The sequence below is a fragment of the Roseovarius pacificus genome (genome assembly GCF_900142665.1).
In the GTDB taxonomy this organism is placed as follows: Bacteria; Pseudomonadota; Alphaproteobacteria; order Rhodobacterales; family Rhodobacteraceae; genus Roseovarius; species Roseovarius pacificus.
Map to the genome: position 1 here is coordinate 212,467 of NZ_FRBR01000003.1, position 12,446 is coordinate 224,912.

General features: G+C 61.3%; 8 protein-coding genes and 1 tRNA gene. 6 read left to right on the top strand and 3 right to left on the bottom strand.

What is annotated here, in order from left to right; genetic code table 11:
- Positions 1–62: 62 nt before the first annotated feature.
- On the top strand, positions 63–2,108 hold the full coding sequence (locus tag BUB53_RS08420; RefSeq protein ID WP_073034262.1) for an NADH:flavin oxidoreductase: 2,046 nt from the start codon (positions 63–65) through the stop codon (positions 2,106–2,108).
- A gap of 65 nt (positions 2,109–2,173) precedes the next feature.
- Here the strand turns inward: BUB53_RS08420 and map are convergent, their stop codons facing one another.
- Positions 2,174–2,998, bottom strand: coding sequence for a type I methionyl aminopeptidase (gene map / locus BUB53_RS08425; RefSeq protein ID WP_073034359.1), 825 nt, complete (start codon positions 2,996–2,998; stop codon positions 2,174–2,176).
- Between the two features lie 366 nt (positions 2,999–3,364).
- Here map and BUB53_RS08430 point away from each other — a divergent pair, with 366 nt between their 5' ends.
- Both BUB53_RS08430 and BUB53_RS08435 read left to right on the top strand, forming a co-directional pair.
- On the top strand, positions 3,365–4,441 hold the full coding sequence (locus BUB53_RS08430) for an efflux RND transporter periplasmic adaptor subunit (protein ID WP_229709514.1): 1,077 nt from the start codon (positions 3,365–3,367) through the stop codon (positions 4,439–4,441).
- Between the two features lie 26 nt (positions 4,442–4,467).
- A complete protein-coding gene (locus BUB53_RS08435; protein ID WP_073034264.1) occupies positions 4,468–7,569 on the top strand; it encodes an efflux RND transporter permease subunit in 3,102 nt (1,033 codons plus the stop codon).
- Positions 7,570–7,682: 113 nt separating this feature from the next.
- On the opposite strand, the gene BUB53_RS08440 is transcribed toward BUB53_RS08435, so the two are convergent.
- Positions 7,683–7,759: transfer RNA gene (locus BUB53_RS08440), tRNA-Arg, on the bottom strand.
- Positions 7,760–7,921: 162 nt separating this feature from the next.
- Here BUB53_RS08440 and BUB53_RS08445 point away from each other — a divergent pair.
- The gene (locus tag BUB53_RS08445; RefSeq protein ID WP_073034265.1) at positions 7,922–8,503 is read left to right on the top strand and encodes a HupE/UreJ family protein; all 582 of its coding nucleotides are present in this window, start codon (positions 7,922–7,924) and stop codon (positions 8,501–8,503) included.
- Between the two features lie 149 nt (positions 8,504–8,652).
- Here BUB53_RS08445 and BUB53_RS08450 read toward each other — a convergent pair whose 3' ends face one another.
- On the bottom strand, positions 8,653–9,000 hold the full coding sequence (locus BUB53_RS08450) for an antibiotic biosynthesis monooxygenase family protein (protein ID WP_073034360.1): 348 nt from the start codon (positions 8,998–9,000) through the stop codon (positions 8,653–8,655).
- Between the two features lie 113 nt (positions 9,001–9,113).
- On the opposite strand from BUB53_RS08450, the gene pdxR reads away from it, so the two are divergent.
- Positions 9,114–10,577 carry a MocR-like pyridoxine biosynthesis transcription factor PdxR gene (gene pdxR, locus BUB53_RS08455; protein ID WP_073034266.1) on the top strand — a complete coding sequence of 488 codons (1,464 nt, stop codon included), beginning with the start codon at positions 9,114–9,116 and terminating at the stop codon, positions 10,575–10,577.
- Between the two features lie 93 nt (positions 10,578–10,670).
- The gene (xsc, locus tag BUB53_RS08460) at positions 10,671–12,446 is read left to right on the top strand and encodes a sulfoacetaldehyde acetyltransferase (protein WP_073034267.1); all 1,776 of its coding nucleotides are present in this window, start codon (positions 10,671–10,673) and stop codon (positions 12,444–12,446) included.

Sequence of the window (12,446 nt, forward strand, 5' to 3'; positions counted from 1 at the left end):
CACAAACTTGACATAAATGAACATTTCGGGAATCCTTGAGTCAGCCAGACGGAGCCATACCCATGTCCAAAGACCCCCTCCTTCAGCCCTACCAGCTCAAGCACCTGACGCTGCGCAACCGGATCATGACCACCGCGCACGAGCCCGCCTATCCCGAAGACGGCATGCCCAAGGATCGCTACATCGCCTATCACGCCGAACGCGCCAGGGCCGGGGTGGCTCTGGCCATGACGGCGGGATCGGCGGCGGTCAGCCGCGACAGCCCGCCGGTGTTCAATAACGTCCTCGCCTACAAGGAGGAAGTCGTGCCATGGATTCGCAAGCTGACGGACGCCTGCCACGATCACGGCTGCGCCGTGATGATCCAGCTCACCCACCTTGGCCGCCGCACCGGCTGGTCCAAGGGTGACTGGCTGCCCTCTGTGTCCTCCTCCAAACACCGTGAACCGGCCCACCGCGCCTTTCCCAAGCTGGCCGAAGACTGGGACATCGAACGCATCATCAGCGATTTCGCAGACGCGACCGAACGGATGAAAGAAGGCGGCATGGACGGGATCGAATTGCAGGTCTATGGCCACCTGCTCGATCAGTTCTGGTCACCGCTGACCAACGATCTCGATGGGCCTTATGGGGGACAGACACTCGACAGCCGCCTGAAGCTGGTCTTCGACGTGCTGCGCGGCATTCGCATGCGCGTGGGCGACGATTTCATCGTCGGCCTGCGCTACACCGCCGACGAGGCCGAGGCCGGGGGCATCACACCCGAGGAAGGCATCGAGATTTCCAAGCGCCTGACCGATAGCGGAATGGTCGATTTCCTCAACGTGGTGCGCGGGCGCATCCACACCGATCCGGCCATGACCGATGTGATCCCCGTGCAGGGGATGAAGAACGCCCCGCATCTCGATTTCGCCGGGGCAGTGAAAAAGGCCACCGGCATGCCGACCTTTCACGCGGCCAAGATCCCCGATGTGGCCACAGCGCGCCACGCGGTCGATGCCGGTCTGCTCGACATGGTGGGCATGACCCGTGCCCATATGGCCGACCCCCACATCGTGCAAAAGATCGTCGAGGGGCGCGAGGACGATATCCGCCCCTGCGTCGGCGCGACCTTCTGCCTTGACCGGATTTATGCCGCGGGTGAGGCGCTGTGCATCCACAACGCCGCCACAGGGCGGGAACTCAGCATGCCGCACAGCATCACCCCGGCAGAGGAAAAGAAGAAAGTCGCCATCATCGGGGCCGGTCCCGCCGGTCTGGAAGCCGCCCGCGTGGCCGCCGAGCGCGGCCATGACGTGACCGTACTGGAGGCACAGCCCGATCCGGGCGGACAGGTGCGCCTGACCGCGCAGAACCCGCGCCGACGCGAGATGATCTCGATCATCGACTGGCGCATGTCCCAATGCGCCGCGCGCGACGTGGCGTTCCATTTCAACACCTGGGCCGAGACCGCGGATGTCACCGCACTCGACCCCGATGTGGTGATCGTGGCCACCGGCGGCTTGCCCAACACCGAACTGTTCGAGACTGGTAAGGATCAGGATCTGGTCGTCACTTCGTGGGATCTGATTTCGGGCGACGTAAAACCGGGGCAAAACGTGCTGATCTATGATGAAAGCGGCGATCACCCTGGCCTGATGGCCGCCGAAGTCGCCGCCAACGCCGGGGCCAGTGTCGAGGTAATGACCCCTGACCGCGTGTTCGCCCCCGACATCATGGCGATGAACCTGACACCCTACATGCGCGCCCTTCAGGACAAGGATGTGACATTCACAGTCACCCGCCGCCTGCTGAACGTCACGCGCGACGGCAACCAGCTCAAGGCGACAATTGGCACGGATTACAGCGATTTCACCTCTGAAAAGACCTATGATCAGATCGTGGTGAATTACGGCACCATGCCGATGGACGAGCTGTATTTCGATCTCAAACCGCTGTCATCCAACCACGGCGCGGTCGATTACGAGGCCCTTGTCGCCGGACAGCCGCAACAGATAATGCGCAATACCGACGGGGATTTTCAGCTGTTTCGCATCGGCGATGCCGTCAGCGCCCGTAACACCCACGCGGCAATCTACGACGCCCTGCGCCTGGTCAAGGACATCTGACATACTCTCCGGTTGCCCCATCGGGCAACCGGCAGGTCAGACGAACGGGCCTTTACTGAACCCTGTCAGGCGTCCTTCATTTTCCAGGTTGGATGGAAGCGCCCGGCAGGGGACAGGGTGAAAATCTCGGCCCCGTCCGCCGTCACGCCGATGGAATGCTCGAACTGCGCCGACAGGGACTTGTCCCGTGTCACCGCTGTCCAGTCATCGGCCAGAACCTTGGTTTCCGGGCGTCCCAGGTTCACCATCGGTTCGATGGTAAAGAACATGCCCTCTTCCAGAACCGGCCCCGTGCCGGCACGACCGTAATGCAGAACGTTCGGCGGCGCATGAAACACGCGCCCCAACCCGTGACCGCAGAAATCGCGCACAACCGACATGCGGTTCGCTTCCACATAGGTCTGGATCGCATGACCGATATCGCCAAAGGTGTTGCCGGGTTTGACCGCCTCGATCCCCTTCATGAGCGAATCATGTGTCACCTGGATCAGACGCTCAGCCTTGCGGCTCAGTTTGCCGGCGACATACATGCGACTGGTATCGCCGAACCAGCCGTCAACGATCACCGTCACGTCGATATTCAGAACGTCGCCATCCTTCAGCTTCTTGTCACCGGGGATGCCGTGACAGACCACATGATTGACGCTGATACAGCTCGCATGCTTGTAGCCCTTGTAGCCAATCGTGGCTGATTTTGCACCTGCGGCATTCACCTTGTCTTCGATAATACGGTCGATCTCGCCAGTGGTCTGGCTGGGGAAAATATGCTCGGCGACCTCGTCGAGAATCCGTGCCGCCAATGTGCCGGCCTTATGCATACCTGCAAAGTCCGCTTCCTCATGGATGCGGATACCGTCCCGGGTTACTCGTCCGTTATGTTTGCTCTTCACGCGCGTCATCCAACCTTTCAGCCTATATGGCCTGTATCTAAGGTTTTTTCCCGGAAAGAGCCAGAGGGGCCACAACATTCGACAACCAGCCGCACAACGAAGTAATCCTTTTATTTTTTGCACATAAAGCTTGAAAAATCACCACTCTGCGCGCCTGCGCACCGTTCTGTGCATTTACACACCACACATTGTGCAAACTGAGCAGACAACCACAGTTGCCAAGACCGGGATTTGCGCATTACCCTGCCGCAACACCGCAAACCGTCTCTCAGACGCACTGCCGATTTCCCTGAAAGGTCTGACATGTTGTCATTTTCCCGGCTACTTCCGGCCATCGCACTTCTGTTTGCAGCCACACTGCAGGGTATGGCACAGCAATCCGACCAGCCCGTTCCTGTCACTGTGGTCACCTTGCAGCCGCAAACCGTAACTCTGACCTCGACGTTACCGGGTCGTGTGGCGGCTTCGGCAGAAGCCGAAGTACGCCCGCAAGTAAACGGAATCATCACCGAACGCCTCTTCGAAGAAGGCGCCCATGTAAAAGCCAACGATCCGCTTTACCGGATCGACGCCGCCAGTTATGAGGCCGCCGTTCAACAGGCCCGCGCCAGCGTGGCACAGGCCGAGGCACAGTTGGGCGCCGCCCGGCGCGAAGCTGCGCGATTAGTCGAATTGCAGGCCCGTAACGTGGCCAGCGAACAGGCACTGGACGAAGCGCAGGCCGCCCGCGATTCGGCGGAAGCGGCACTGGAACTGGCGCACGCCCAACTGAATGCCGCCGAGATCGAGCTGTCGCACACCACGATCCGCGCACGGTTGTCGGGCCGCATCGGTCTGTCGCAAACCAGCCCCGGCGCGCTGGTCACCGCGAGTCAGGCGCAACCTCTGGCCGTGATCCGCGACATTGATCCGGTCCATGTTGATGTAACCCAGTCCGCCGCCGATCTGTTGCGGTGGCGACGCGGCGAAACCGAAGAGAATCTGGCCGGGGCCGATGGTACCGTGCGCCTGACACTGGCCGACGGATCGGAATACAGTGAAACCGGGCGCTTGCAGGCAGCCGAACCCAACGTGAACCCGCAAACCGGGGTAGTGACGCTGCGGATGCAATTCGCCAATCCGAACGCGCTTTTGCTTCCGGGAATGTATGTTCAGGTGAACATGCCGGTCGAAGTGGCCGATAACGTTTTCCTGGTCCCACATGAAGGCGTGGTACGCGACAGGCGGGGACGGCCCGTTGCCTGGGTGGTCAACGCCAATAACGTGATCGAAGAGCGCGCGCTGTCAATCCTTCAGGACCGCGCCTCGGACTGGGTGGTCGATAGCGGACTGGAACCGGGCGACCGCATCGTCGTGGCCGGATTCCAGAAAACCGCGCCGGGGGCCACCGTCGCCCCTGAGGAACGCGCCGCGTCTGACGACGGCGCGGCATCCGAGCAATGATGCGCAGGCACGGGGACGCATAAATCATGGCACGTTTTTTCATCGACCGGCCCGTCTTTGCCTGGGTGATCTCGATCATCATCATGGGGATCGGGGTCCTCGCGATCCGGGTACTGCCCATCGCACAGTATCCGCAGATCGCACCGCCCTCGGTGGCGATCTCGGCCACCTACCCCGGCGCTTCGGCGAATACGGTCGCCAATACCGTCACCCAGGTCATCGAGCAACAGATGACCGGGCTGGACGGGCTGCGTTATTTCTCGTCCAGTTCCAACGCGGCGGGACGGGTCAGCATCACCCTGACGTTTGAAACCGGCACGGATCCCGACATCGCCCAGGTGCAGGTACAGAACAAACTGAGCCAGGCCACACCGCTCCTGCCCGAGATCGTCCAACGTCAGGGCATCACCGTCGAGAAATCCTCGGCCGGGTTCCTGATGGTGGTTGCCCTGATTTCCAGGGATGGCAGCCTCGAACAGGTCGACCTTGCCGACTACATGGAATCCAATCTCGTCGATGAGCTCAGCCGGATTCAGGGCGTGGGCTCCGTAGAGGTGTTCGGCGGGCAATACGCGATGCGTATCTGGCTCGATCCCTCCAAACTGGCCGCTTTCGAACTGACGCCTGCGGATGTGGTGGCGGCCGTTTCAGCGCAAAACGCGCAGATTTCAGCCGGCTCCTTCGGGGCGCGGCCCACGGTGGACGGGCAACAGTTGAATGCCACGATCACCGCGCAATCGCTGCTCAGCACGCCCGAAGATTTCCGCCAGATCGTTCTGCGCGCGGAAACGGACGGCGGCCTCGTGTTGCTGGACGATGTCGCCCGCGTCGAGATTGGGGCGGAAAACTACGCCACCATCGCCCGGTTCAACGGCGCCCCGTCTGCGGGCATGGCCATCAGCCTTGCGTCCGGCGCAAACGCGCTCGACACGGCTGAAGCCGTCAAATCGCAAATGGAGGAATTCTCCCGCTTCTTCCCCGAAGGCGTGGATTACGTCATTCCCTACGACACCACACCGTTTGTCGAGATTTCGATCGAAGAGGTCGTCAAGACCCTGTTCGAGGCAATCGTGCTGGTGTTCCTCGTGATGCTCCTGTTCCTGCAAAACCTGCGGGCGACACTGATCCCCACCCTGGCCGTGCCAGTGGTTCTGCTGGGCACTTTCGGCGTTCTGGCGGTGGCCGGGTTCACGATCAATACCCTGACCATGCTGGCCATGGTGCTGGCCATCGGCCTTCTGGTGGACGACGCCATCGTGGTGGTCGAAAACGTCGAGCGCATCATGGAGGAAGAGGGCCTGCCGCCGCGTGAGGCCACGCATAAATCCATGGGCCAGATCACCGGCGCCCTGATCGGCATCGCGATGGTGCTGTCGGCGGTGTTCGTGCCGATGGCATTTTTCCCCGGTTCGACCGGCGTGATCTACCAGCAGTTCGCGATTACCATCGTGTCGGCCATGGCGCTGTCAGTGGTGGTGGCGATCACGCTGACACCCGCCCTTTGCGCTTCGCTGCTCAAAGCCAAGGGGCACGGCAAGACGCGCGGTCCGTTCGGCTGGTTTAACACCGGTTTCAACAAACTGATCTCGGGCTATACCAACACGGTCGGGTGGACCGTGAAGCGCCCGTTCCGCGTGGCAATGGTTTATCTTGCGATGGCCGCGGTGATGGTCATGCTGTTCATGCGCACACCCACCGGGTTTCTTCCCGAAGAGGACCAGGGCATCCTGTTCACCCTGATCCAGACCCCCACCGGGGCCTCTGCCGAGCGCACGCTGGACGTCGTCAAGCAAATCGAAGATTACTACCTGAATCACGAAACCGAGGTCGTGGACTCGATGTTCGGCGTCGTCGGCTTCAGCTTTGCCGGCAGCGGACAGAACATGGGGATCGCCTTTGTTCAGTTGAAAGACTGGGATGAACGCCCCTCCCCCGAACAAAGCGTTCAGGCGCTGGCTGGCCGGGCCTTCGGGGCGTTCAGCCAGATCCAGGACGCGATGGTGTTCCCCGTCGTCCCGCCTTCGGTGATTGAACTGGGCAACGTGTCGGGTTTCGATTTCTACCTTCAGGCGCGCGGCGGCCAAAGCCACGAAGACATGATCAATGCCCGCAATCAATTGCTGGGGATGGCTGCACAAAGCGAGATCGTCACCTCGGTCCGGCCAAGCGGGCTTGAGGACGCGGCACAGTTCAACCTGGATATCGACTGGCGCAAGGCAGGGGCTATGGGGCTGACACCCACCGATGTGGGGCAATTGCTGCAAATCGCCTGGGCCGGAACCTATGTGAACGATTTCATCGACCAGGGCCGGATCAAGCGTGTCTATGTTCAGGGCGAGGCCGACGCACGCACCGCCCCCACCGATATCGACAAATGGCGGGTGCGCAACGCCAGCGGCGGGCTGGTCCCCTTCTCCAACTTCGCGGAAGGAAATTGGGATTACGGCGCGCAGGGGCTTTATCGCTACAACGGTGTACCCTCGATCCAGATTCAGGGCACACCGGTACCCGGCGTCAGCACGGGCGAGGCCATGGCCGAAATGGAACGGCTGGTCGCACAACTGGGCGATGGCTATAACCTTGCCTGGACCGGCCTGTCGCTGGAAGAGCGCGATTCAGGCAATCAGGCCCCGCTGCTTTACGCCTTGTCGCTGGCTGCGGTGTTCCTGTCCCTCGCTGCCCTTTACGAAAGCTGGTCGATCCCCTTCGCGGTGATGCTGGCCATGCCGATCGGTGTGCTTGGGGCACTCATCGGCGCATGGCTGGGGTCTTTCGAGAACGGCGTGTTTTTCCAGGTCGGCCTGCTGACGGTGATCGGTCTGACAGGCAAGAACGCCATCCTGATCGTCGAGTTCGCCCGTGACCGCTATGAAGGGGGCGAACGCCTGGTCGAGGCCGTGGTCGAAGCCGGGCGTCAGCGTTTTCGCCCGATCATCATGACATCAATGGCCTTCTCTCTGGGCGTGTTGCCACTGGTGCTGAGTTCCGGGGCAGGCTCGGGCGGGCGCAATGCCATCGGCTCGGGTGTCCTGGGGGGCACGTTGTCGGCCACCGTTCTGGGGGTGCTCTTCATCCCCCTGTTCTTCGTGATCGTCGCCCGCCTGTTCCGCAGGGCTGGCGGTAAATAATCCCGAACCGGGGCGCATGACATCAGTGCGCCCCGGACCCCGACACCCCCTCTTATGCGATACCAACGGACCGAACCCCGGATCGCTTTCGCAACCACATCGCAAATGAAAATTGGCGATCCCGCGAGGACTCGAACCCCGAACCTGCTGATTAGAAGTCAGCTGCTCTATCCAGTTGAGCTACGGGACCGCTTGGCCTCGTTTACCGTCGCCCTTTGCCAAGATCAAAGACAAATCGGGGCGGCCGTGTAAAATCGTTTGGCTGACCGCTTGCACCCTTGGCCAAGGGGTGTCTTTCTGCACTCAGGCGCGACTCATCCCGAGGCGCCGGCAGACCCAAGGACGGAGCCACATGAAACACCCTATTCCCCTGATCATTCCCGCAATTCTTGTCGCAAGCCCTGCCGCAGCGCACCTTCCCCCCGGCGAATACGGGTCTTTCATGGCCGGGGTGACGCATCCGCTGTTCGGTCTCGATCATGTTCTGGCGATGATCGCCGTCGGACTTTGGGCTGCCCAGATCGGTGGACGGGCATTGTGGCAGGTCCCTACCGCCTTTGTCGCGGCGATGATTGCGGGCTTCATCCTGGCGCTGGCCGGGCTACCGCTGCCGTTCGTCGAACCGATGATTCTGGCTTCGATCATGGTATTGGGGATGGTGGTGGCGCTGGCGCTGCGCCCGGCCCCGTGGGTGGCAATCACCGCCGTGGCCGTCTTTGCACTGTTTCACGGCCACGCCCATGGCGGCGAACTGGGCAGCGCGCAGGCGATGCAATTCGGTGCAGGCTTCGCGCTTGCCACGGCGGGATTGCACGCTGTCGGCCTGATCGTCGCATTGCTCTTTGCCCGCGCCTTGCGTGCCGGGTCCGGTGCCGTGTTGCGGGCGATGGGCGGCGCGACCACACTGGTCGGCATCTTTCTGGCAATTGGTTAACAAAACCGGTCCGGGGCGCAACGCGCGCCCCGTTTATCCGGCTGTTTGCCGATCCGATACCGACGCAATACCGACGTTTTACCGATATGATGCCGATCGGGGATTTCCCTTGTTAACAAGGTTGGATTCACCGATTCGCATGATCCGCCCTATGCCCCATGCACCGCCCGGCTGTCATCCGGGGCCTGTACGCGGTCATGCTTGCCATAGTCGCGGATCACGCTGACCACCCGCAGGCGGTAATCCTCGAACATCCGCTCGCGCCCGGCCTTCTGGGCCCGCCGGTGCCCCTCCAACTGGCGCCACCGCTCCACCGCGGCCTCATCTTCCCAGAAACTCAGCGACAACAGCTTGCCGGGGTTTGTCAGGCTCTGAAATCGCTCCACACTAATGAACCCCTCGACCTCTTCCACGAGCGACCGCATTTTCGCGGCCATATCCAGATAAGGCTCTTTCTGCCCTTCGGCAGGTTCGACTTCGAAGATAATGGCAATCATGTTGATCCTCCGCTTTCCGCCATCAGCATTCCCGGCATGCCTGCTGAACACAAGCCGGCACATGGCCATCAGACCAGATTGCCAGATGGATAAGTCCAGACTATCGTGACGATATGTCCATCTCGGTCGAAACCTTTTTCCTGAATCCGAACGCCGAAGGCACGCTTCAGGCCCAGATTCAACAGATGATCGCGCAGGGCATTTTATCGGGCCGTTTTCGTAAGGGCGAAAAGCTGCCCAGTTCGCGCAGCCTGGCCCGCCATCTTGGCGTCAGTCGGATCACCGTGACGCTGGCCTATACCGAATTGCAGGCCAGCGACTATCTGGAGGCGCGCGATCGGTCGGGCTATTTCGTCTCTGAAAACGCACCCGAACCACCGCAGTTCGATCCCAGACCCTCAGGCACCGACGTGATCGACTGGAGCCGCGCGCTTGGCCGCCGGTTCACAGGTGGGCATACACCGGAAAAGCCGCAGAACTGGTCCAGCTATCGGTATCCTTTCATTTACGGGCAGGCCGATCCAAGCCTTTTCGATCACGCCAATTGGCGCCACTGCGCCTTGCAAGCCCTTGGGCAAAAGGACTTTCAGGCGCTGACCACAGATTACTACGATCAGGATGATCCCTTACTGATCGAGTTCATTGCACGCCACACCCTGCCCCGTCGCGGGATACTGGCACAACCCGATGAGATCCTTGTCACCATGGGTGCGCAAAACGCGCTGTGGCTGACCGCACAGGTGCTGCTGACCCAACGGCGTACCGCCGCCATCGAAGAGCCCTGCTATCACGCGTTGCGCGATATCCTCATGCAATCGCGTTGTCATCTGGCCCCGGTGGATGTCGACCGCGACGGGCTGCCGCCCGATGCCCTGCCACAACATGCGGACGTAATCTTTACCACGCCAAGCCACCAGTCACCCACCAACGCCACGATGCCGATGGATCGGCGCAAGGTGCTGCTGGACAAGGCGCGCGAGATGGACGCGCTGATCGTCGAGGACGATTACGAGTTCGAAATCTCGTTCCTGCGCGCGCCCCTTCCTGCCCTGAAATCATTGGATACCGATGGGCGTGTCATCTATGTTGGCAGCTTTTCCAAGTCGATCTTTCCGGGGCTTCGTCTGGGGTATCTGGTGGGGTCGCGACAATTCATCCGTGAGTGCCGCGCGTTGCGGGCCAGCGTGCTGCGACATCCGCCGGGCCATATTCAGCGCACGGCGGCCTATTTCCTGTCGCTTGGCCATTATGACAGCCTTGTGCGGCGCATGGGCACGGTTTTTGCACGCCGCCGTCAGACGATGGAGCAGGCCCTTGCGGATCACGGGCTGGGGATTGAAGGGCGCGGCGTTTTTGGAGGGTCGTCCATCTGGATGCGCGCGCCCGATAGCGTCGATACCGCCGAACTGGATCAGCGCCTGCGCGCCCGGTCCGTCCTGATCGAGCCGGGCCTGTCATTTTTCCGAGGTCCCGACGCCCCACGCAACTATTACCGGCTGGCCTATTCCTCGATCCCATCCGAACGGATTTCAGATGGAATCGCCATCCTTGCTGAAGAACTGCATCGCCAAAGCTGACTGGCTATATCATGACTGGCATTCTGGCCCTACTTCCCCATCCCGCCCCCGCCTAATTTGCCCCAACATTTCTCACCCCCAGGAGCCCCCGTGATGAAGATGACCGTTGAAGAAGCCTTCGTGAAAACCCTTCAAATGCATGGGATTGAACATGCCTTCGGGATCATCGGATCGGCCTTCATGCCGATTTCGGATCTGTTTCCGCAGGCCGGGATCACCTTCTGGGATTGCGCCCATGAAGGATCGGGCGGGATGATGGCCGACGGGTACACGCGCGCGACCGGCAAGATGAGCATGATGATCGCCCAGAACGGCCCCGGCATCACCAATTTCGTGACCGCCGTCAAAACCGCTTACTGGAACCATACACCGTTGCTGCTGGTCACACCGCAAGCCGCGAACAAGACCATCGGTCAGGGCGGGTTCCAGGAAGTTGAACAGATGGCCCTCTTCAAGGACATGGTCGCCTATCAGGAGGAGGTTCGCGATCCGTCCCGCGTGGCCGAGGTGCTGAACCGGGTGATACAGAACGCTCACCGGGCCAGCGCACCGGCCCAGATCAACATGCCGCGCGATTACTGGACACAGGTGATTGACATCGACCTGCCCGCGATGGTCGAATTCGAACGTCCCGGTGGCGGCGAGGACGCCCTTCAGAAAGCCGCCGATCTGTTGTCAGACGCCAAGTTCCCTGTAATTCTGAACGGCGCGGGTGTGGTCCTGGCTGGAGCGATCCCCGATAGCATGGCCCTGGCCGAGCGTCTGGATGCGCCGGTTTGCGTGGGCTATCAACACAACGATGCGTTCCCCGGATCGCATCCGCTGTTTGCCGGGCCGCTTGGCTATAACGGCTCGAAAGCAGGGATGGAGCTGATCGCACAGGCCGATGTGGTGCTGTGTCTTGGCACACGCCTGAACCCGTTCTCGACTCTGCCGGGTTATGGGATCGACTATTGGCCCAAGGATGCAGACATCATCCAGGTTGACATCAATCCCGACCGGATCGGCCTGACCAAGAAGGTCAGCGTTGGCATCGTGGGCGACGCGGGCAAGGTGGCACGCTCCATCCTCGGCAACCTGTCGGACAGTGCGGGCGATGCGGGCCGCGACGCGCGCAAGGCGCTGATTGCCAAAACGAAATCGGCCTGGGCCCAGCAACTGTCCAGCATGGATCATGAAGACGACGATCCCGGCACCACCTGGAACGAACGCGCCCGCGCCGACAAGCCCGACTGGATGAGCCCCCGTATGGCGTGGCGCGCGATCCAGAGCGCCCTGCCGCGCGAGGCGATCATCACCTCGGATATCGGCAACAACTGCGCGATCGGCAACGCCTACCCCGCGTTCGAGGCGGGGCGCAAATATCTGGCGCCTGGCCTGTTTGGCCCCTGCGGCTATGGCCTGCCCGCCATTGTCGGTGCCAAGATCGGCTGCCCGGATACACCTGTTGTGGGCTTTGCCGGGGATGGCGCGTTCGGCATTGCCGTGACAGAACTGACGGCCATCGGCCGCAAAGAATGGCCGCCCATCACCATGGTTGTCTTCCGCAACTACCAGTGGGGCGCGGAAAAGCGGAATTCGACCCTGTGGTATGACGACAATTTCGTTGGCACCGAGCTGGACGACAATGTCACCTACGCCGGAATCGCCAAGGCCTGTGGCCTGCAAGGCGTCGTTGCGCGGAACATGGACGAACTGACCGAGGCCCTGAACACCGCGATCACCGACCAGATGCAAAACGGCAGGACGACCCTGATCGAAGCCCTGATCAATCAGGAACTGGGCGAACCGTTCCGCCGCGATGCAATGAAAAAACCCGTCAAGGTCGCAGGCATCGACCCGAACGATATGCGCCCTCAAAAGGTCTGA

Coding starts and splice junctions, on each gene's coding strand:
- BUB53_RS08420 (WP_073034262.1), top strand. CDS start 63: ATGTCCAAAGACCCCCTCCTTCAGCCCTACCAGCTCAAGCACCTGACG.
- BUB53_RS08430 (WP_229709514.1), top strand. CDS start 3,365: ATGGCACAGCAATCCGACCAGCCCGTTCCTGTCACTGTGGTCACCTTG.
- BUB53_RS08435 (WP_073034264.1), top strand. CDS start 4,468: ATGGCACGTTTTTTCATCGACCGGCCCGTCTTTGCCTGGGTGATCTCG.
- BUB53_RS08445 (WP_073034265.1), top strand. CDS start 7,922: ATGAAACACCCTATTCCCCTGATCATTCCCGCAATTCTTGTCGCAAGC.
- BUB53_RS08450 (WP_073034360.1), bottom strand. CDS start 9,000: ATGATTGCCATTATCTTCGAAGTCGAACCTGCCGAAGGGCAGAAAGAG.
- pdxR (WP_073034266.1), top strand. CDS start 9,114: ATGTCCATCTCGGTCGAAACCTTTTTCCTGAATCCGAACGCCGAAGGC.
- xsc (WP_073034267.1), top strand. CDS start 10,671: ATGAAGATGACCGTTGAAGAAGCCTTCGTGAAAACCCTTCAAATGCAT.